17 protein-coding genes and 1 riboswitch are annotated in these 19,518 nt (G+C 63.9%); of the genes, 12 read left to right on the top strand and 5 right to left on the bottom strand.

Going from position 1 to position 19,518, the window contains the following annotated elements; all coding sequences use genetic code 11:
- Window positions 1-133: 133 nt before the first annotated feature.
- The 3 genes from JWV26_RS13900 to JWV26_RS13890 form a co-directional block, all read right to left on the bottom strand.
- Window positions 134-943: an aldo/keto reductase gene (locus JWV26_RS13900; RefSeq protein WP_206417102.1), complete on the bottom strand. Its 810-nt coding sequence runs from the start codon at window positions 941-943 to the stop codon at window positions 134-136.
- Window positions 940-2,115, bottom strand: coding sequence for an NAD(P)/FAD-dependent oxidoreductase (locus JWV26_RS13895; RefSeq protein ID WP_206417101.1), 1,176 nt, complete (start codon window positions 2,113-2,115; stop codon window positions 940-942). The genes JWV26_RS13900 and JWV26_RS13895 overlap by 4 nt, the downstream gene beginning before the upstream one ends.
- A 63-nt stretch (window positions 2,116-2,178) precedes the next feature.
- The gene (locus tag JWV26_RS13890; RefSeq protein WP_021487855.1) at window positions 2,179-2,511 is read right to left on the bottom strand and encodes a DMT family transporter; all 333 of its coding nucleotides are present in this window, start codon (window positions 2,509-2,511) and stop codon (window positions 2,179-2,181) included.
- A gap of 89 nt (window positions 2,512-2,600) precedes the next feature.
- On the opposite strand from JWV26_RS13890, the gene JWV26_RS13885 reads away from it, so the two are divergent.
- Together JWV26_RS13885 and waaA are read left to right on the top strand one after the other, a co-directional pair.
- Window positions 2,601-3,488 carry a LysR family transcriptional regulator gene (locus tag JWV26_RS13885; RefSeq protein WP_206417100.1) on the top strand — a complete coding sequence of 296 codons (888 nt, stop codon included), beginning with the start codon at window positions 2,601-2,603 and terminating at the stop codon, window positions 3,486-3,488.
- A gap of 187 nt (window positions 3,489-3,675) precedes the next feature.
- Window positions 3,676-4,941, top strand: coding sequence for a lipid IV(A) 3-deoxy-D-manno-octulosonic acid transferase (gene waaA / locus JWV26_RS13880; protein WP_206417099.1), 1,266 nt, complete (start codon window positions 3,676-3,678; stop codon window positions 4,939-4,941).
- Between the two features lie 132 nt (window positions 4,942-5,073).
- Here the strand turns inward: waaA and JWV26_RS13875 are convergent, their stop codons facing one another.
- On the bottom strand, window positions 5,074-6,516 hold the full coding sequence (locus JWV26_RS13875; RefSeq protein WP_072423302.1) for a TolC family outer membrane protein: 1,443 nt from the start codon (window positions 6,514-6,516) through the stop codon (window positions 5,074-5,076).
- A 223-nt stretch (window positions 6,517-6,739) separates the two neighbouring features.
- A riboswitch (TPP riboswitch) is annotated at window positions 6,740-6,846 on the top strand.
- A 97-nt stretch (window positions 6,847-6,943) separates the two neighbouring features.
- Here JWV26_RS13875 and thiC point away from each other — a divergent pair.
- The 10 genes from thiC (at window position 6,944) to JWV26_RS13825 (ending at window position 18,226) form a co-directional block, all read left to right on the top strand.
- Window positions 6,944-8,827 carry a phosphomethylpyrimidine synthase ThiC gene (gene thiC / locus JWV26_RS13870; protein ID WP_206417098.1) on the top strand — a complete coding sequence of 628 codons (1,884 nt, stop codon included), beginning with the start codon at window positions 6,944-6,946 and terminating at the stop codon, window positions 8,825-8,827.
- Window positions 8,828-8,925: 98 nt separating this feature from the next.
- Window positions 8,926-9,525, top strand: a complete 600-nt coding sequence (locus JWV26_RS13865; protein WP_021487850.1) for an NUDIX domain-containing protein — start codon at window positions 8,926-8,928, stop codon at window positions 9,523-9,525.
- On the top strand, window positions 9,516-9,968 hold the full coding sequence (locus JWV26_RS13860; RefSeq protein ID WP_021487849.1) for a DUF1249 domain-containing protein: 453 nt from the start codon (window positions 9,516-9,518) through the stop codon (window positions 9,966-9,968). Before JWV26_RS13865 ends, JWV26_RS13860 begins: the two co-directional genes overlap by 10 nt.
- 199 nt (window positions 9,969-10,167) lie before the next feature.
- Window positions 10,168-10,983, top strand: coding sequence for a 3',5'-cyclic-AMP phosphodiesterase (cpdA, locus tag JWV26_RS13855; RefSeq protein ID WP_206417097.1), 816 nt, complete (start codon window positions 10,168-10,170; stop codon window positions 10,981-10,983).
- Window positions 10,984-11,044: 61 nt separating this feature from the next.
- Complete coding sequence (locus JWV26_RS13850; protein WP_206417096.1) at window positions 11,045-11,656, top strand: YqiA/YcfP family alpha/beta fold hydrolase; 612 nt, start codon at window positions 11,045-11,047, stop codon at window positions 11,654-11,656.
- A 15-nt stretch (window positions 11,657-11,671) separates the two neighbouring features.
- Window positions 11,672-13,570, top strand: a complete 1,899-nt coding sequence (gene parE / locus JWV26_RS13845) for a DNA topoisomerase IV subunit B (protein ID WP_206417095.1) — start codon at window positions 11,672-11,674, stop codon at window positions 13,568-13,570.
- On the top strand, window positions 13,570-14,553 hold the full coding sequence (locus JWV26_RS13840; protein WP_206417094.1) for an esterase-like activity of phytase family protein: 984 nt from the start codon (window positions 13,570-13,572) through the stop codon (window positions 14,551-14,553). The genes parE and JWV26_RS13840 overlap by 1 nt, the downstream gene beginning before the upstream one ends.
- Window positions 14,554-14,588: 35 nt before the next feature.
- Complete coding sequence (locus JWV26_RS13835; RefSeq protein ID WP_394327881.1) at window positions 14,589-15,074, top strand: retropepsin-like aspartic protease family protein; 486 nt, start codon at window positions 14,589-14,591, stop codon at window positions 15,072-15,074.
- A gap of 7 nt (window positions 15,075-15,081) precedes the next feature.
- Window positions 15,082-17,331, top strand: a complete 2,250-nt coding sequence (gene parC, locus JWV26_RS13830; protein ID WP_206417093.1) for a DNA topoisomerase IV subunit A — start codon at window positions 15,082-15,084, stop codon at window positions 17,329-17,331.
- 172 nt (window positions 17,332-17,503) lie between these two features.
- On the top strand, window positions 17,504-18,226 hold the full coding sequence (locus JWV26_RS13825; RefSeq protein WP_072423310.1) for a PqiC family protein: 723 nt from the start codon (window positions 17,504-17,506) through the stop codon (window positions 18,224-18,226).
- A 79-nt stretch (window positions 18,227-18,305) separates the two neighbouring features.
- Here the strand turns inward: JWV26_RS13825 and JWV26_RS13820 are convergent, their stop codons facing one another.
- Complete coding sequence (locus JWV26_RS13820) at window positions 18,306-19,517, bottom strand: acyl-CoA dehydrogenase family protein (protein WP_206417092.1); 1,212 nt, start codon at window positions 19,515-19,517, stop codon at window positions 18,306-18,308.
- Between the last annotated feature and the right edge of the window lies 1 nt (window position 19,518).

Genomic DNA, 19,518 nt, shown 5'->3' with positions numbered 1-19,518 from the left:
GTTCCGGCTGGGCATGAGACGGCTCGGCAGCCAGCGCTCACGCGAGGGTCAGGTTGAAGCGAAAACCGCTCAAGGCTGCCCCAAGCCGACCACCCAGTACAACCCAAGGCTGTAAGAGGACGTGACCGGGGACTCAGCGGATGCCCTGTAAAACCGCCGCGACAGTCGCGACATTGGCCGCCAAGTGCGCGGGCGTAATGGTGCCGACGATGGCGCTGCTGACGCCCGGGTGGCTGAAGATCAGCTCGAAGCTGGCACGCACCGGGTCGACACCCTCGGCCAGGCAGGCATGCCCGCTGGCCAGCGCCTTCTTGATCAGGATGCCCTTGGCGTGACTGGCAGCGTAGTCCAACACCGGCTTCTCGCCCTGTTCACTCAGGTTATAGGTGACCATGGCACAGTCGCCTTGTTCCAGCGCCAGCAGCCCACCCTCGACGGTCTTGCCGGAAATCCCGTAGGCAAGGATCTTGCCCTCACGCTTGAGCTCGGCCAGCGTCTCGTACACACCTGTCTCGCGCAGCACGGCAAGATCGTTGCCGTCGGAGTGCACCAGCAGCAGATCGATACGATCGGTCTCCAGGCGCTTGAGGCTGCGCTCGACTGAGAGGCGAGTATGTGCGGGGGAGAAATCAAAGTGCGATCGGCCCTGCTCGAACTCCTCACCGGTCTTGCTGACGATCACCCACTCATCACGCTGGCCACGCAACAGCGGACCGAGGCGCTGCTCGCTGATGCCGTAGGCCGGCGCAGTATCGATCAGATTGATGCCCAGCTCGCGGGCCTGCTGCAGCAAGGCCAGGGCCTGCGCATCGTCAGGAATGGTGAAGCCGTTGGGGTACTTGACGCCCTGGTCACGGCCCAGCTTGACCGTGCCCAGGCCCAGCGGCGAAACCCGCAGGCCGGTGCAGCCCAGCGAGCGATGCAGATCGTGCAGCGTGCTCATGGCAGCAGCGCCTCCCACACTGGCTGCCCCAGCGCTGGGCGTGGCAGTTCGGGTAACGGGACATGGCCAGCAGGCTGCAGGTTATCGCGCTGCAGCGCGGCCAGCACGCGGTCAGCGAAGTCCGGCGCCAGCGCCAGCTTGGTCGGCCAGCCCACCAGCAGACGCTGTTGCTCGGCGAGAAAGGCATTGTCCGGACGCACCAGGCCCGACTGCGCGGGCTCTGCGCGATCCACGCGCAACGTGGCCCAGCGTGTCTGACTCTGGTCGACCCAGGGCAACAACGCTGCCATTTCCTTCTGTGCGGCCTGAATCTGCGCCGCCTCGTCGCGGGCGACGCCATCGGCTTCGGCCAGATCGCCGCCGAGGTACCAGACCCATTGGCCATCGGCCGCCGGATGGGTGGTCACGGTGACCCGAGGTTTCGGCCCGCCACCAAGGCAATGGGCGTACAGCGGCTTCAATGCAGGCCCCTTGGCCAGCACCATATGCAGCGGGCGCAACTGCTGCGCGGGCTGCTCAACGCCCAGTGCGGCGAGCAGCTCGGCATTGCCGGCACCGGCACTGAGCACCACACGCTGCGCACGAATCTCGCGTCCGTCGATGATCAGCCCGCACAGCTCAGCGTCTTCCTGCAGCGGTTCGATACGCTCGGCGGCCAGCAGGCTGTCACCCGCCAGCTCGGCCAGACGCGCGATCAGGCTCGGCACATCGAGCACCAGCTCGGCCAGGCGATAGACCTTGCCCTTGAACTTAGGATGCTGCAGCGCGGGCGGCAATTGCTCGCCCTTGACCTGATCGACCCTCCCCCGTACCGCCTTGCTGGCGAAGAAGCTGGTGAGGTTGCCGGCCAGGGTGCCGGGGGACCACAGGTAATGCGCGTCGGAAAGAATGCGCACACCGGACAGATCCAGCTCGCCGTTACCGGCCAGCGCCTCGCGCCAGCGGCGCGGCATATCGGCGATGGCCTCGGAGGCACCGGTCAGCGCGCCATGCAGGGCGTATTTGGCGCCGCCATGGATGATGCCCTGCGACTTCAGGCTCTGCCCGCCGCCCAGGCTGCCGCGCTCCACCAGAACGGTGGAGAAACCCTGCTGACGCAGGCGCGCGTTGAGCCAGAGGCCGGCGATACCGCCGCCGACGATCAGGACATCGGTGCTGAGAGACTGGGACATGAACGGGCCTCGGCGAAAAACAGGCGCGCAGTATAACCCGTCAGCTCCCTCGCCCGCGGCCCATCAGTGCCCGGTCGACTGCGAGAACAGCTGAATCACCACCACGCCACTGACGATCAGCCCCATGCCGAGCACGGCCGGCAGATCGAGCTTTTGCTGGTAGATGAACATCGCCGCGATGCTGACGAGGACGATGCCCAACCCTGCCCAGATGGCGTAGGCGATGCCCACCGGGATGGTGCGTACCACCAGAATCAGCATCCAGAAGGCGATCGCGTAACCGCCGATCACCAGCAACAGCGGCAAGGGCTTGTTGAAGCCGTCGATAGCCTTCATCGAGGTGGTGGCGACCACTTCGGCCGCGATGGCAATGGCGAGATAGAGGTATCCGGGCATGATGGCGACTCCTGAAAGATGGCCACAATTCTAAGTTCTTCCATGATGGGATAAAGTCATTACCTATCTGCTTTTGAGATAGGTCAGCCATGAACTGGAATCTCGATCAACTGCAACTGTTCGTCCGTACCGCCGAGAGCCGCTCCTTTTCTGCTGCAGCTCGGCAAACCGGACGCGCGCAATCGGCGGTCAGCACCGCCATCGCCCTGCTCGAAAGCGATCTTGGCGTCACCCTCTTCGAACGCAGCAGCGGTCGCCAGCCACAGCTGACCGAGGCAGGCGCGGCGCTGCTGGAGCAGGCCCGCAGCGTGTTGCAGCAGTGCGAGCGCCTCGATGGCCGCGCGCTGGGCCTGGCACGTGGCGAGGAGGCGCGCTTGCGACTGGCGCAGGACGAGGCCATGCCCTACCAGCCGGTGTTGGCCAGCCTGGAAGCACTGGCCGACGCCTTCCCCCTGCTCGAAGTGCAGCTTTCCAGCGGCGCCCAGGGCGACGTGGCGCGCAAGCTGCTGCAGCACCAGGCCGATCTTGGCCTGCTGTTTCATCACGAACAGATGCCACGCGCACTGGAAAGCCAGCGCCTGGGCACCATCGAGATGGTCACGGTATGCAGCCCGCAACACCCGCTGGCCGAACTCGGCAGCGTGGAACGTCGCGACCTGGCCGAACATCGTCAACTGCTGATGACGCCGCAGGACAGCCATTACCCCGGCGGCGAGCAGATCAGTCCACTGGTGTGGCGCGCCGACAGCTTCTACGTCATGGCCGAGCTGGTGATACGTGGCGTGGGCTGGGCCTGGCTACCGCGCCATGTGGCGCAGTACCCGACCTACCAGGGCCACCTGCAGGAACTGCGCAGCGACTGGGCGCCGCTGCCGCTGGTGGTGGAACTGGTCTGCCGTCGCGACGGCGCGCTCGGCCCCGCTGCCAACTGGCTGGCCGACTGCCTGGCGCGCGAACTGCTGCGCCCGCAGGCATGATCGCGCTTCCAGAGGATGACCGGCGGCGATAGCAGGCCGTTGAAAAACGTAGGCGAGGTAGCCAATGCAAGGCCAAAACAGGCGAAAAAGCGGAGTTTACGAGCTGTAAATGAGCACTTTGAGCCTGTTTTTAACGCAGCAGTGGCAACGCAGATAGTTTTTCAACAGCCTGCTAAGCTGCGCCCCCATGAACAGACTTCTCTACACCCTGCTGCTGCACCTGGCCCTGCCACTGATTGCCCTGCGTCTGGCCCTGCGCGCACGCAAGGCACCGGCTTATGCGCGGCGTATCAATGAACGCTTCTCCCTCGGCCTGCCGGCAATGAAACCAGGCGGCATCTGGGTACATGCGGTATCGGTCGGTGAAAGCATTGCCGCCGCACCGATGATTCGTGCGCTGCAGGCGAACTATCCCGAGTTGCCGATCACCGTGACCTGCATGACGCCGACCGGCTCCGAGCGCATCCAGGCACTGTTCGGTGAAAGCGTGCAGCACTGCTACCTGCCCTACGATCTGCCCTGGGCTGCCGCGCGTTTTCTCAACCGTGTGCAACCACGCCTAGCCGTGGTGATGGAAACCGAGCTGTGGCCGAACCACATCCATCAGTGCGCCAAGCGCGGTATCCCGGTGGCCCTGGCCAATGCGCGCCTTTCCGAGCGTTCGGCACGCGGCTATGCGCGCTTTGGCAAACTCACCGCACCGATGCTTGCCGAACTGTCGCTGATCGCCGTGCAGACCCAGACCGAGGCGCAGCGTTTTCTCGACCTGGGCGCTCGCCCTGGCTGTGTGGAGGTCACCGGCTCGATCAAGTTCGACCTGAAGATCGATGCCGAGCTGCTGCAGCACGCGGTCGAGTTACGCCGTCAGTGGCAAGCAGAGCAGCGCCCGGTGTGGATTGCCGCCAGCACCCATGCTGGTGAGGACGAGATCATCCTTGCCGCCCATCGCCAACTGCTCGGCAATCACCCCGATGCGCTACTGATCCTGGTGCCGCGCCATCCAGAGCGGTTCAACTCGGTCAGTGAACTCTGCCTGAGCCAGGGACTGACGACGCGCCGACGCTCAGCGGGTGAAACCGTGCAAGCCGGTGACCAGGTGCTGCTCGGCGACACCATGGGCGAGTTGCTGTTTCTCTATGCGCTGGCGGATATCGCCTTCGTCGGCGGCAGCCTGGTGGCCAACGGCGGCCATAACCTGCTGGAGCCAGCCGCACTCGGCAAGCCGGTACTGAGCGGCCCGCACCTGTTCAACTTCCTGGAAATCGCCGCGCAATTGCGTGAAGCCGGTGCCCTGAGCGAAGTGGAAAACGCCATGCAGTTGGCGGACAAGGTTGCGGCGCTGCTGAACGAACCGAGCGAGATGCAGCGCATGAGCCGGGCGGGCCTGAGCGTGCTCAAGGCCAACCAGGGCGCGCTGGAGCGCTTGCTGAGTGGGTTACGTCGCCTGATTTAGTTCGGATCAAACAGGGGTAGGGTGCGCCGTGCGCACCGCCAACCCGATCGGTGCGCGCAGCGCACCCTACGTGCCATATCGCCGAAACAAAAAGCCCGACGCGAGTCGGGCTTTTAGTTTGCTGCGAACGGTTCAGAAATCCTGATTGTTCTGCAGGCGGTCTTCGGCGGCAGAGGCCAGATCTGGCGGCAGGAAGTCCTTGTCCGGGTTGTAGTCCGGCTTGAGGAAGCTGCCCAGCGCCTCCAGGTCGGCCGGACTGAGGGTGCCGGCGGCCTGCTTCAGGCGCAGGTTGTTGAGGATGTAGTCGTAGCGCGCGTCGTTGTAGTTGCGCACGGCGCTGTACAGCTGACGCTGGGCGTCGAGCACGTCGACGATGTTGCGGGTACCGACCTGATAGCCGATCTCGGTGGCCTCCAGCGCGCTCTGGTTGGAGATGATCGACTGGCGACGCGCCTGCACGGTTTCCACGTCAGTATTCACCGCACGGAACAGGTTGCGGGTGTTCTGCACTACCTGGCGACGCAGGCTCTCGCGCAGTTGCTCGGTCTGGCCGAGGCGCTGGTAGGCCTCGCGCACCTGCGAGCTGGTCAGACCGCCGCTGTACAGCGGGATATTCAGCTGCAAGCCGATGGAGCGCTGCGAGACGTCGCCGCTGTAACGCGGCGCACCAAAGGAGCCGGAATTGGTGAACCCCAGGCTGTCGTTATCGCCTTGCTGATAGCTGGCCACGGCATCCAGAGTCGGCGCATGACCGGCCTTACGCTGGCGCAGATTCTCTTCGGCAGCCGTCACAGCGTAAAGGCTGGCCTGCAGGTTGAGGTTCTGTGCCGCGGCGGTGTCGACCCAGGCCTTGGCATCATTCGGCGTCGGCGCCAGCACCGGCAGGGTGTGGACGATCCCCTCGACGGCCAGATAATCGCGGTTGGTCAGGGTCACCAGGGCTTCGAAGGCGTCATCCACTGCACGCTCGGCGAGCAGGCGGTTGGCACGGGCCGTATCGAAACCGGCCTGCGCTTCGAGCACATCGGTCTTGTCGGACAGGCCGACATCGAAACGTTCATTGGCCTGGTCCAGCTGACGCTTGAATGCCGCTTCCTCGGCCTTGGTCGAGGCCAGGGTGTCCTGCGCACGCAACACGGCGAAATAGGTTTCGGCGCTCTGCAGAATCAAATTCTGTTCAGTGGCAGACAACTCCAGCGAAGCCTGCTCGCTGGTGGCCTCGGCAGCCTGCAACTGGAACCAGCGGTCGGCACGGAACAGCGGCTGACTGAGGTTGGCCTGATAGACCAGGCCACTGCGCGAGAGCGTCACGCTGGGCGAATCAACCTCGGTGCGCGTGTCGCCGTAATTGGCACCGGCGGACAGGTTGGGCAGCAAGCCGGCACGCGCCTGCGGTACGACTTCGCGGCGCGCCTGATAATCGGCGCGCGCGGCGGCGATATCGGCATTGTTCTTCGCCGCTTCCTGATACACGGTGACCAGGTCGGTCTTGCTCGACAGCGGGGCCTCTTCGGCCTGAACCAGGCCCACCGAAGCGGCGGCCACGGCGATTGCCAGGGATAGTCTGCGCAACATGATGGATGTCGATCCTTGAATAGGCGGTAATCGGCAAGGCTACGGGTCGCCACAGTCGGGGGTCAAGCGCGCCATGGACGGCATCAGTCTAGCTGGCGGCAAGCTATGTTGCTCGTCGGGAACAATCCGCCACCAGCAGCGCGAGCAGTCGCTTTCCGACGCACGGGTCGATATTTATTGACCACCGAGTTGGTTTTCTCCCACCAGCTTGTTTAGACTGCCCGAGTTCTTGTCGGGGTGCCCCAAATGCGGGGCTGAGATTGGCAGCTGCCGGATCCCGTTGAACCTGATCAGGTTAAGGCCTGCGTAGGGAACAAGATGTCCTCGCCAGTAGACCGGCGAGTCCTCTCGACACCGCCCACGGTGTATCTCGCGCCCTTCGTCCGCTCAGGTTCCAACTCCGACATCTATCCCGGAGAGAGCCTTGATGAGCACACAACAACAAAAGAACCTGAGCGAAAGCGCCCAGGTCGACCAACAGTCGGTACAGCCCTTCCCCCGTTCGCAGAAAGTCTACGTACAAGGCACACGAGCGGATATCCGCGTGCCGATGCGCGAGATCAGCCTGGACGTGACACCGACCGACTTCGGTGGCGAGATCAACGCCCCGGTCACCGTCTACGACACTTCCGGCCCCTACACCGACCCGAACGTCACCATCGACGTGCGCAAGGGCCTGGCCGATGTGCGCAGTGCCTGGATCGAAGACCGCGGTGACACCGAGAAACTGCCGGGCCTGTCCTCCGAGTTCGGCCAGCGCCGCCTCAACGATGCCGAGCTGACCAAGATGCGCTTCGCCCACGTGCGCAACCCGCGCCGGGCCAAGGCCGGGCACAACGTCAGCCAGATGCATTACGCCAAGAAAGGCATCATCACGCCCGAGATGGAATACGTCGCCATCCGCGAAAACATGAAGCTGGCCGAGGCGCGTGAAGCCGGTCTGCTGGGCGAACAGCACGCAGGCCACAGCTTCGGCGCTGCCATCCCGAAAGAGATCACCCCCGAGTTCGTACGCAGCGAAGTCGCTCGCGGCCGCGCCATCATCCCAGCCAACATCAACCACGTGGAGCTGGAGCCGATGATCATCGGCCGCAACTTCCTGGTGAAGATCAACGGCAATATCGGCAACTCGGCGCTCGGCTCCTCGATTGAAGAAGAAGTGGCCAAGCTGACCTGGGGCATCCGCTGGGGCTCGGACACGGTGATGGACCTGTCCACCGGCAAGCACATCCACGAAACCCGCGAGTGGATCATCCGCAACTCGCCGGTGCCGATCGGCACCGTGCCGATCTACCAGGCGCTGGAAAAGGTCGGCGGCATCGCCGAAGACCTGACCTGGGAGCTGTTCCGCGACACTCTGATCGAGCAGGCCGAGCAGGGCGTGGACTACTTCACCATCCACGCCGGCGTACTGCTGCGCTATGTGCCAATGACCGCCAAGCGCGTCACCGGCATCGTTTCGCGCGGCGGCTCGATCATGGCCAAGTGGTGCCTGGCGCACCACAAGGAAAACTTCCTCTACACCCATTTCGAAGACATCTGCGAAATCATGAAGGCCTACGACGTCAGCTTCTCGCTGGGCGATGGCCTGCGTCCAGGCTCGATTGCCGACGCCAACGACGAAGCGCAGTTCGGTGAACTGGAAACCCTCGGCGAACTGACCAAGATCGCCTGGAAGCACGATGTGCAGTGCATGATCGAAGGCCCCGGCCACGTGCCGATGCAACTGATCAAGGAGAACATGGACAAGCAGCTGGAGTGCTGCGACGAGGCGCCGTTCTATACCCTCGGCCCGCTGACCACCGACATCGCACCGGGCTATGACCACATCACCAGCGGCATCGGCGCGGCGATGATCGGCTGGTTCGGCTGCGCCATGCTTTGCTACGTCACGCCCAAGGAGCACCTGGGCCTGCCGAACAAGGATGACGTGAAGACCGGCATCATTACCTACAAGATCGCCGCCCACGCAGCGGACCTGGCCAAAGGGCATCCCGGCGCGCAGATTCGCGACAATGCCCTGAGCAAGGCGCGCTTCGAGTTCCGCTGGGAAGACCAGTTCAACCTCGGCCTCGACCCGGACACCGCCCGTGCCTTCCACGACGAGACGCTGCCGAAGGATTCGGCCAAGGTGGCACACTTCTGCTCCATGTGCGGGCCGAAGTTCTGCTCGATGAAGATCACCCAGGAAGTACGCGAGTACGCCAAGGAGCAGCGTATCGACGCCGTCGATCTGGATGCCGAGCAAGGCATGCAGGCCAAGGCCGAGGAATTCAAGGCGCAAGGCAGCCAACTCTACCAACGCGTGTAGCAGGCAGTCATGGAAGCTTGATCTGGCAGCGCTATGCTCGCTAGTGTGACAGGTAACGGGCCGCAGTTTGGCCCGTTACGACTATCTGGGGAGCTGCCATGGGCAAAGACGACATCGACATCATCGAGCGCGAGAACTGCTTTCGCGGCTTCTACCGCCTCGACCGGATCAAGCTGCGCCATCGCCAGTTCGCCGGCAACATGGGCCCGCAGCTGACCCGCGAGCTGTTCGTGCGTCACGACGCCGTATGCGTGCTGCCTTACGATCCGCAGCGCGACGAAGTGGTGCTGATCGAGCAGTTTCGCGTCGGTGCCATGGACAAGAGCGCAAACCCCTGGCTGCTGGAACTGGTGGCCGGCCTGATCGACAAGGACGAGGAGCCCGAGGAGGTCGCGCGTCGCGAAGCCATCGAGGAAGCCGATCTGCCCCTGACGTCGCTGTGGCCGATCACCCAGTACTACCCTTCGCCTGGAGGCTCGGACGAGCGCGTACACCTGTTCGTCGGTCGCTGCAGCAGTGAAGGTGCCGGCGGTGTGCATGGTCTGCCCGAAGAAGGCGAGGACATCCGGGTACAGGTGATGCCGCTGGAGGATGCCCTGGCCGCTGTGCGCGACGGGCGTATCGACAACGCCGCCAGCATCATCGCCCTGCAATGGCTGGCGCTGAACCGCGACGAAGTGCGGGGTATGTGGTCGTGAATCTGCTACGCGAGCGCTATCGGGTCGACCTGGTCGAGCTGCAAGCAGCTTGCGAGGCCAACTATGCGCGCCTGATGCGCCTGCTGCCGAACATGCGCGAGCACACGGAAAGCCGCCGCGTGGCGCTGAGCCAGGGTGAGCATCTGCTCGGCGTGCTGGCGCTGGACGTGTTGGAAAGTTGTCCCTACACCACCACCCTGTGCGTGCGCCAGGAACACAGCCTGCCCTGGCTGCCGGTGCCGCAGCTGGAAGTGCGGGTCTATCACGATGCGCGTATGGCCGAGGTCGTCAGCGCAGAGAACGCGCGTCGCCTGCATATTCGCTACCCCTACCCCAACGCGGCGATGCATCAACCGGACGAAAAGAGTCAGCTCAACCTGTTCCTCGGCGAATGGCTGAGCCATTGCCTGGCCTGTGGGCACGAACCGCAGCCGGTGATGTAAGGCGGCGATCAAGCTTTTCGCTGCCTGGCCGATAGCGCGGCGTTGTATTGTTTGGATGGCCCGCACTGCCTGACGACTGTCGCGAATCACGGCAAAAAGCGCTTCTGGCGTTTTTTCTGTGACCTGCGTCTGCTTCCCGGGTTTTCCCTTTACTGCGGCAACCACCATAATTCACCCGATTGCACCCTAGGAGACGGTCTTGCCGAGCCTGCCCACCCAATCCACTGATTCCTCGGTACTGCTGGTGCAGTTGTCCGACAGCCATCTGTTCGCCGAAGCGGACGGCAAGCTGCTGGGCATGGATACTTGCGACAGCCTGCAGCGGGTGATCGAACGGGTCCTGCAGGAGCAGCCGCAGATCGATCTGATTCTGGCTACAGGTGATCTTTCGCAGGATGGCAGCGAAGCGTCGTATCAGCGTTTTCGCCAACTCACCTCAGCCATCGACGCACCAATCCGCTGGCTGGCCGGCAACCATGACGAAATCCCCCCCATGCAGGCCGCCTGCCAGGGCAGCGAGCTGCTGGAGCCGGTAATCGACCTTGGCGCCTGGCGCATCGTCATGCTCGACTCCTCGATCCCCGGCGCGGTGCCCGGTTTTCTTGCCGACAGTCAACTCGAACTGCTCGAACGCGCCCTCAGCGAAGCGCCGCAACGCCATCACCTGATCTGCCTGCACCACCATCCGGTCTCCATCGGCTGCAAGTGGATGGAACCCATCGGTCTGCGCAACCCCGACGCCCTGTTCGCCGTGCTCGACCGCTACCCGCAGGCGCGCACCGTGCTCTGGGGGCATATCCATCAGGAGTTCGACCAGCAGCGCGGTAATCTGCGCCTGCTGGCCTCGCCTTCGACCTGCGTGCAGTTTGCGCCGGGCAGCGAGGAGTTTCAGGTGGACAGCGAAGCCCCCGGCTATCGCTGGCTGCGCCTGCATGCCGACGGCAAGCTGGATACCGGTGTATCGCGCGTCACCGGCATCCATTTCGAAGTGGACTACAGCGTCAAGGGTTACTGACATACCCCCAATCAGCTTGAAGCTTGCAGCTTGAGGCCCCGGACGAGTAGCCTCCCGCTCCATGACCGCATCCATCATCTATATACACGGCCTGAACAGCTCGCCAGCCTCGCACAAGGCCAGCCAGTTGAGCCGCGCCATGGCCCACCTGGGTCTGGAAAACCAGTTGCGCGTACCGGCCCTGCATCATCATCCGCGTCAGGCCATCGCCCAGTTGCAGGCGCTGATCAGCGAACTCGGCGCGCCGGTGCTGGTGGGCAGTTCCCTGGGTGGCTATTACGCCACTTACCTGGCCGAACAGCATGGGCTCAAGGCGCTGCTGATCAACCCGGCCGTGCAGCCGCACCTGCGTTTCGACGGCTATCTGGGCCCACAGAAGAATTACTACAGCGACGAGACCTGGGACCTTACCGAAGATCACGTCCAGGCCTTGGCCGAACTCGACGTCGCGCCGCCGAGCGACCCGACGCGTTACCAGATCTGGCTACAGACCGGCGACGAAACCCTCGACTACCGTGACGCCGAGCGTTACTACCGCGCCTGCGCCCTGCGCATCCAGGCCGGGGGCGACCATGGCTTCCAGGGCTTCGCCGAACGCCTGCCGACACTCTTCGCTTTTGCCGGCATTAACGCCACACTTTGGCGCGATACCGACTTTTCCGCATTCAATTGACGACCAAGAGACCCTATGGCCCAGCAGAACGCCTATAACGCAGACGCCATCGAAGTCCTTTCCGGCCTCGACCCGGTGCGCAAGCGCCCGGGCATGTACACCGACACCACACGCCCCAACCACCTGGCCCAGGAAGTCATCGACAACAGCGTCGACGAAGCCCTGGCCGGGCACGCCAAGTCGATCCAGATAATCCTCCACGAGGACAACTCGCTGGAGGTGATCGACGACGGCCGCGGCATGCCGGTGGATATCCATCCGGAAGAAGGCGTGCCGGGTGTGGAGCTGATCCTTACCAAGCTGCATGCCGGCGGCAAGTTCAGCAACAAGAACTACCAGTTCTCCGGTGGTCTGCATGGCGTCGGCATCAGCGTCGTCAATGCCCTGTCGACCCGCGTGGTGGTTACCGTCAAGCGTGACGGCAACGAATACCAGATGAGCTTCGCCGACGGTTTCAAGGCCAGCGAACTGGAAGTCATCGGCAGCGTCGGCAAGCGCAACACCGGCACCAGCGTGCATTTCTGGCCGGATGCCAAATACTTCGACTCCTTCAAGTTCTCCATCAGCCGCCTCAAGCATGTGCTCAAGGCCAAGGCCGTACTCTGCCCGGGCCTGAACGTCAGCTTCGAAGACAAGGCCTCGGGCGAGAAGGTCGAGTGGCATTACGAGGACGGCCTGCGCTCCTATCTGGTCGATGCCGTCAGCGAGTTCGAGCGTCTGCCGGCCGAGCCCTTCGTCGGCAGTCTGGCTGGCAACAAGGAAGCCGTGGACTGGGCCCTGCTGTGGCTGCCTGAAGGCGGCGACGCGGTGCAGGAAAGCTACGTCAACCTGATCCCCACCGCGCAGGGCGGCACCCACGTCAACGGCCTGCGCCAGGGCCTGCTCGATGCCATGCGCGAGTTCTGCGAGTTCCGCAACCTGCTGCCGCGTGGCGTGAAACTCGCCCCGGAAGACGTCTGGGAACGCATTGCCTTCGTTCTCTCGATGAAGATGCAGGACGCGCAATTCTCCGGCCAGACCAAGGAGCGCCTGTCCTCGCGCGAAGCCGCCGCCTTCGTCTCCGGCGTGGTCAAGGATGCCTTCAGCCTGTGGCTCAATGCCCATCCGGAAACCGGCCTGGCGCTGGCCGAACTGGCCATCAGCAACGCTGGCCGTCGTCTCAAGGCCGGCAAGAAGGTCGAGCGCAAGAAGATCACTCAAGGCCCGGCGCTGCCCGGCAAGCTGGCCGATTGCGCGGGGCAGAATCCGCTGCGCTGCGAGCTCTTCCTGGTCGAGGGCGACTCGGCCGGCGGTAGTGCCAAGCAGGCGCGCGACAAGGAGTTCCAGGCCATCATGCCGCTGCGCGGCAAGATCCTGAACACCTGGGAAGTGGACGGCAGCGAAGTCCTGGCCTCGCAGGAGGTGCACGATATCGCCGTGGCCATCGGCATCGATCCCGGCTCGAGCGACCTGAGCCAGCTGCGCTACGGCAAGATCTGCATCCTCGCCGACGCCGACTCCGACGGCCTGCACATCGCCACCCTGCTCTGCGCCCTGTTCGTGCGTCACTTCCGCCCACTGGTGGATGCCGGTCACGTCTACGTGGCCATGCCGCCGCTGTACCGCATCGACCTGGGCAAGGAAATCTTCTACGCCCTGGACGACGCCGAGCGCGACGGTATTCTCGACCGCCTGGTAGCCGAGAAACGTCGCGGCAAGCCACAGGTCACCCGCTTCAAGGGCCTCGGCGAGATGAACCCGCCGCAGTTGCGCGAAACCACCATGGACCCCAACACCCGACGTCTGGTGCAACTGACCCTGGATGATTTCGAAGGTACCCGCGAAGTGATGGACATGCTGCTGGCGAAAAAACGCGCCGGTGATCGCAAGAGCTGGCTGGAAACCAAGGGCAACCTGGCCGAGGTACTGGCCTGATGCGTAATCACCTCCTTGCACTCGGTCTGTTGGCCGGCGTCGCGAACGCCGAGCCAGTGGTGCTGGAAGAGCTCAAGCTGGAGGCCGAATACCCGGTGACGGAAATGCCGGGCGGCAACCTGTCCGGCCTGGCCCTGTGCGGCGAAACGCTGTGGGCAGTTTCCGACCGTGACGACGATCGCCTCTATCAACTGCATCGCGAAGAAGGCCTGCTGCGCGCCGAAGCAGAAACCTTTGTTGCTCCCGAGCCCCCCGAGAGCGCTCTGCCCTGGGGCCTGCGCATGCGCAACTGGGTGGCCGGCCTGGTACGCGGTGGCGCACTGGATTTCGAGGGCCTGGCGTGCGACGCACAAGGCAACCGTTACCTGGTCAGTGAAACCCGCGCCGCCGTGCTGCAGGTGAGCAGCAACGGCAACGCCCAGTGGCTCAACCTGCCCAGCGGGCTGGTGCGCCAGGCGCGCGCCAGCGGCATGCTGCTGCATTTCAACCAGGGTTTCGAAGGCATCGCCATCGATCCGGCCGGTGATCGCCTGTGGCTGGCTGCCGAACAGCGCCGCCGCGGCCTCACTGTACTGCATCGTCGCGGCAGCGGCTGGCGTTGTACCGGCGGCTGCGTGCTGACCAGCGAAAGTGGTGACGAGGCGTCGCCCGAAGCGCTCGGCGGCCATATGGCACCACGCGACTTCTCCGGCCTTGCCTATTTCGATGAAAAGCTCTTTACCCTGGAGCGTCAGGCCCACCGTGTCTGCCGGCGCACCCTGAGCGACGGTGTCGCGGAAATCTGCTGGTCGTTCGCCAGCGAAGCCCTGAGCGAACCACGCCGCTACGCACCGGACTACGGCATGGCCGAAGCACTGTGGATCGACAAGGAGGGCGCCTGGATCGGCGTCGACAATGGCAGCCAGACCCGCGCCGATGGCGAAGAACGCCCCATCGTCTGGCGTTTTGCCGCGCCCAAGGGCGGCTGGAGCCGGCGCCCGTGAGCGAACAGACGCCAGGCCGTCGTGCTGGACGAGTGATGTTGGTGCTCGCCTGGGGCGCCGGCCTGCTGCTGGCCACGCACTTCTTCGGTAACTGGGAAGACCGCCAGCGCAACCCCAACCAGACGCCGCAGTCGGTGCATGGCGATGGTTTCGTCGAGGTGAGCCTGGCCAGCAGTCGTCAGGGTCACTACCTGGTCAATGGCCAGATCGATGGGAATGACGTGACCTTTCTGCTCGACACCGGCGCCACCCAGGTGGCAATACCCAGCGCGGTGGCCGAGCGTCTTGGCCTGCAACGCGGCGCCCCGATCATCATCAGCACTGCCAATGGCCGTGCTACCGGGCATCGCACACGCCTGGACAGCCTGCGTCTGGGCGATATCGAACTACGTGACGTCGCCGCACTGATCGCCCCAGGCATGGACGGCGACGAAGTGCTGCTGGGCATGAGTGCCCTGAAACAACTCGAATTCAGTCAGAAGGGCGGCACCCTGGTGCTGCGCCAATCAACCTTGCAATGAGGCCCGCATGAGCGAATCCCTCGATTTGAGCCTGGAAGGCGTTGAACGCCGGTCACTCGCCGATTTCACCGAGCAGGCTTATCTCAACTACTCCATGTACGTCATCATGGATCGCGCCCTGCCGCATATCGGCGACGGCCTGAAACCCGTACAGCGGCGCATCATCTACGCCATGAGCGAATTGGGCCTGGACGCCGACTCCAAGCACAAGAAATCCGCGCGTACCGTCGGTGACGTGCTTGGCAAGTTCCACCCGCACGGCGACAGCGCCTGCTACGAAGCCATGGTGCTGATGGCGCAGCCGTTCAGCTACCGCTACACCTTGGTCGACGGCCAGGGCAACTGGGGTGCACCGGACGATCCCAAGTCCTTCGCCGCCATGCGCTACACCGAGGCGCGCCTGTCGCGCTATTCGGAAGTGCTGCTCTCCGAACTCGGCCAGGGCACCGTCGACTGGGTACCCAACTTCGACGGCACCATGAACGAGCCGGCGACGCTGCCGGCGCGCCTGCCCAACCTGCTGCTCAACGGCACCACCGGCATCGCCGTGGGCATGGCCACCGACGTGCCGCCGCACAACCTGCGCGAGGTAGCGGCCGCCTGCGTACGCCTGCTGGACGAGCCGGGCGCCACGGTCGAGCAGCTGTGCGAACACATTCAGGGGCCGGACTTCCCCACCGAAGCCGAAGTCATCACGCCCAAGGCCGATCTGCTGAAGATCTACGAGACCGGCCGCGGCTCGGTACGCATGCGCGCCGTCTATCGCATCGAGGACGGCGATATCGTCGTCACCGCCCTGCCGCACCAGGTTTCCGGGGCCAAGGTACTGGAGCAGATCGCCGCGCAGATGCAGGCCAAGAAGCTGCCGATGGTCGCCGACCTGCGCGACGAGTCCGACCACGAGAACCCGACCCGCATCGTCATCATCCCGCGCTCCAACCGTGTCGATGCCGACGAACTGATGACCCACCTGTTCGCCACCACCGATCTGGAGTCCAGCTACCGAGTCAACACCAACGTCATCGGTCTCGACGGCAAGCCACAGGTCAAGGACCTGCGCACCCTGCTCAGCGAGTGGCTGGTGTACCGCGTCGGCACCGTGCGCCGCCGCCTGCAGTTCCGCCTGGACAAGGTGGAAAAGCGCCTGCACCTGTTGGAAGGCTTGCTGATCGCCTTCCTCAACCTCGACGAGGTGATCCGCATCATCCGCACCGAGGATTCTCCCAAGCCGGTGTTGATGGAGCGTTTCGGCCTGACCGACGTGCAGGCCGACTACATCCTCGACACCCGCCTGCGTCAACTGGCGCGCCTGGAAGAAATGAAGATCCGCGGCGAGCAGGACGAGCTGGCCAAGGAACGCGAAAAACTGCTGGCCCTGCTCGGCAGCGAAGCCAAGCTGAAGAAGCTGGTACGCAAGGAAATCATCGAGGACGCCGAGAAGTACGGCGATGACCGCCGCTCGCCGATCGTCGCCCGCGCCGAGGCCAAGGCCCTCTCGGAAACCGAGCTGATGCCGACCGAGCCGGTCACCGTGGTGCTCTCGGAAAAAGGTTGGGTTCGCTGCGCCAAGGGTCACGACATCGACGCCACCGGCCTGTCGTACAAGGCTGGCGACGGCTTCAAGGCCGCCGCGCCGGGGCGCTCGAACCAGTACGCGGTGTTTATCGACTCCACAGGCAGGAGCTATTCGCTCGCCGCCCACAGCCTGCCGTCGGCTCGCGGCCAGGGCGAACCGCTGACCGGTCGTCTGACGCCACCACCAGGGGCGACCTTCGAATGCGTGATGCTGCCGGAAGACAGCGCCCTGTACGTGATCGCCTCCGACGCTGGTTACGGTTTCGTGGTCAAGGGTGAGGATCTGCAAGCCAAGAACAAGGCGGGCAAGGCGCTGCTGACTCTACCCAACGGCGCCAAGGTGGTCGCACCCAAGCCAGTCAGTAACCTGGACGACGACTGGTTGGCCGCGGTGACTACCGAAGGTCGCCTGCTGCTGTTCAAGGTCACCGATCTGCCACAACTGGGTAAAGGCAAGGGCAACAAGATCATCGGCATTCCCGGCGAGCGCGTAGCCTCGCGTGAGGAATATCTGACCGATCTGGCCGTGCTGCCCAGCGGCGCCAGTTTGGTTTTGCAGGCCGGGAAGCGTACCCTGACACTGAAAGCCGACGACCTCGAGCACTACAAGGGCGAGCGCGGCCGCCGCGGTAACAAGCTGCCGCGAGGCTTCCAGCGCGTCGACCAGCTGCTGGTGGAATAGCGTCGGCAACACGCCCCGTTCGTCCGGGATATCCGCGCTACCAGCCAGCAGGCAAGGCTGGAGTCGTAGCGCGGTTTGACGGATGATACGCGCCCCGGGTCATGCACAAATGACCCCACAGCATGATATGGGATCGATATGCAGCTGCCCCAGAAGCGGCTGCCTGGAATTAATGATGACTGTAGTACGCCCTGTGGCTCTGCTTCTGACCACGCTGCTCGTATTGAGTGGTTGCAGTCTGCTGCAGCAGAAGCCGGTTCCTCTTTACCAACTCGATAGCGGCAGCGCCGTGACGCCGACCCAGGACAACGGTGTGACCGTACTGGTCGGCCCGATCAGCGTGGCCGATTACCTGCGCCAGCAAAATCTGCTGCAACGTCAGGCCGATGGCAGCCTGGTGGCCGCGCATGATGCCCGCTGGGCCAGCGGTCTGGCCAACGATATCGACCAGCAGATGCTGCGCCAGTTGGCCTGGCGCCTGGATAGCCAGCGCCTGGTTCTAGCCCCGGCGGCACCAGGCTTCAGTGCCGATGCTCAGGTCATGCTGACCATTACCCGCCTGGATTCCGGCCCGACTCAACCTGCCGTGCTGGAAGCTCAGTGGCGCTTGCTCGACCGCCGCGGACAACTGCGCGACAGCCGGCTGATTCGTTTGGAAGAAGCGCACGGTGGGCCCATGGCCGAACAGGTCAAGGCACAGAGTGTCTTGCTGCAACGTCTGGCGGCTGAACTGGCTGTGGCTATTCAACCCATCGCTGCAGCTGAGCCTACCCCCGAGCCGCCGCGCAAGAAGCCTCCAGTGGCCAAAGCCAAACCGCAGGACCCCGCCGCTGCCGGGCCGAAGATTCCGGTGGCGGAACCGATCAAGATCGATACGGAAGTCTTCCGTTTCTAAGCAAAAGCCCGCTGATGCGGGCTTTTTCTTGTAGGGGGCGCCACGTGCAGCAAGCTCGCGGCGGATTGGATTACCTTGATTACTTGAGCTCGCTGGAACTCTTGCCCAGCAGGCGCCGGGCAACGATCAGCAACTGAATCTGCTGGGTGCCTTCGAAGATATCGAGAATCTTCGAATCGCGCGCCCACTTCTCCAGCAATTCATCCTCACCGTAGCCCAGCGCACCGGCCAGCTCCACGCACTTGAGCGTCACCTCGCTGGCCACACGCCCTGCCTTGGCCTTGGCGATGGACGCCTCCTTGGAGTTGGGCAGTTTGTTGTCGGCCATCCATGCCGCTTTTAGCGTCAACAGGCGCGCTGCCTCCCATTCCGCCTCCAGCCGATACAACGTGGCCTCGGCATGGGTAACGCTCAGCAGTGGTTTGGCGTAATCAAAGCGGCAACCGGCCTTGCTCAGCAATTCACGGGTACGCTCCAGCGCCGCGCGCGCCACGCCGACCGCCATGCCGGCGACCAGCGGTCGGGTGTTGTCGAAGGTTTCCATGACCCCAGCAAAGCCCTTCTGCACGTCGATCTCGGCGTTGCCCAAGAGGTTGACCGCCGGCACCCGGCAGTCGCTAAAGCTGATCGAGGCGGTATCCGAGGCCTTGATGCCGAGTTTCTTCTCCAGGCGAGTAACCGCCATGCCTGGCGTGCCCTTCTCCACCACGAAGGATTTGATTGCCGAACGCCCCAGACTCCTGTCCAGACTAGCCCAAACCACCACGGCATCGGCACGCTCGCCGGAGGTGACGAAGATCTTTTCACCATTGAGGATGTAGTGGTCGCCATCCTTTACCGCCGTGGTGCGAATCGCCGCCGAATCTGAACCACAGCCCGGCTCGGTAATCGCCATGGCCGCCCAGGTCTTGCCGAACCGCGCCAGTTGCTCGTCATTGGCCACCGCGGCAATAGCCGCATTGCCCAGGCCCTGACGCGGCATGGCCAGCAGCAGGCCGACATCGCCCCAGCACAGCTCCATCACGCCGAGCAGCGCAGCCATGTTGCCGCCATTCGTGATGCCTGCCTGCTGCTCACGGGCGGCGCCGCGCTTGCTGGCCGAACCGGCACCGACGGCATCGGGCGAGCCTTCGTTCATGCCATCGAGCAACGCGGCGAGCAGATCCAGCTCCTTGGGATAGGCGTGCTCGGCCTTGTCGTACTTGCGCGAAATCGGCCGGAAGTAGTGTTTGGCCACCAGCTGCGCCTGCTGTTGCAGGCCGCGGAATTTCTTCGGGGTTTCCAGATTCATG

Origin of the sequence: Ectopseudomonas toyotomiensis (assembly GCF_017167985.1) — a bacterium.
GTDB lineage: Bacteria > Pseudomonadota > Gammaproteobacteria > Pseudomonadales > Pseudomonadaceae > Aquipseudomonas > Aquipseudomonas toyotomiensis.
The sequence above is the reverse complement of the archived record's forward strand: the minus strand, read 5'-3'. Positions and strand labels throughout refer to the sequence as shown.

What these genes read in the sequence shown, in the direction of transcription:
- JWV26_RS13900 (WP_206417102.1), bottom strand. Translation starts at nt 943, where the DNA reads ATGAGCACGCTGCACGATCTGCATCGCTCGCTGGGCTGCACCGGCCTG.
- JWV26_RS13895 (WP_206417101.1), bottom strand. Translation starts at nt 2,115, where the DNA reads ATGTCCCAGTCTCTCAGCACCGATGTCCTGATCGTCGGCGGCGGTATC.
- JWV26_RS13890 (WP_021487855.1), bottom strand. Translation starts at nt 2,511, where the DNA reads ATGCCCGGATACCTCTATCTCGCCATTGCCATCGCGGCCGAAGTGGTC.
- JWV26_RS13885 (WP_206417100.1), top strand. Translation starts at nt 2,601, where the DNA reads ATGAACTGGAATCTCGATCAACTGCAACTGTTCGTCCGTACCGCCGAG.
- waaA (WP_206417099.1), top strand. Translation starts at nt 3,676, where the DNA reads ATGAACAGACTTCTCTACACCCTGCTGCTGCACCTGGCCCTGCCACTG.
- JWV26_RS13875 (WP_072423302.1), bottom strand. Translation starts at nt 6,516, where the DNA reads ATGTTGCGCAGACTATCCCTGGCAATCGCCGTGGCCGCCGCTTCGGTG.
- thiC (WP_206417098.1), top strand. Translation starts at nt 6,944, where the DNA reads ATGAGCACACAACAACAAAAGAACCTGAGCGAAAGCGCCCAGGTCGAC.
- JWV26_RS13865 (WP_021487850.1), top strand. Translation starts at nt 8,926, where the DNA reads ATGGGCAAAGACGACATCGACATCATCGAGCGCGAGAACTGCTTTCGC.
- JWV26_RS13850 (WP_206417096.1), top strand. Translation starts at nt 11,045, where the DNA reads ATGACCGCATCCATCATCTATATACACGGCCTGAACAGCTCGCCAGCC.
- parE (WP_206417095.1), top strand. Translation starts at nt 11,672, where the DNA reads ATGGCCCAGCAGAACGCCTATAACGCAGACGCCATCGAAGTCCTTTCC.
- JWV26_RS13840 (WP_206417094.1), top strand. Translation starts at nt 13,570, where the DNA reads ATGCGTAATCACCTCCTTGCACTCGGTCTGTTGGCCGGCGTCGCGAAC.
- JWV26_RS13835 (WP_394327881.1), top strand. Translation starts at nt 14,589, where the DNA reads ATGTTGGTGCTCGCCTGGGGCGCCGGCCTGCTGCTGGCCACGCACTTC.
- parC (WP_206417093.1), top strand. Translation starts at nt 15,082, where the DNA reads ATGAGCGAATCCCTCGATTTGAGCCTGGAAGGCGTTGAACGCCGGTCA.
- JWV26_RS13825 (WP_072423310.1), top strand. Translation starts at nt 17,504, where the DNA reads ATGATGACTGTAGTACGCCCTGTGGCTCTGCTTCTGACCACGCTGCTC.
- JWV26_RS13820 (WP_206417092.1), bottom strand. Translation starts at nt 19,517, where the DNA reads ATGAATCTGGAAACCCCGAAGAAATTCCGCGGCCTGCAACAGCAGGCG.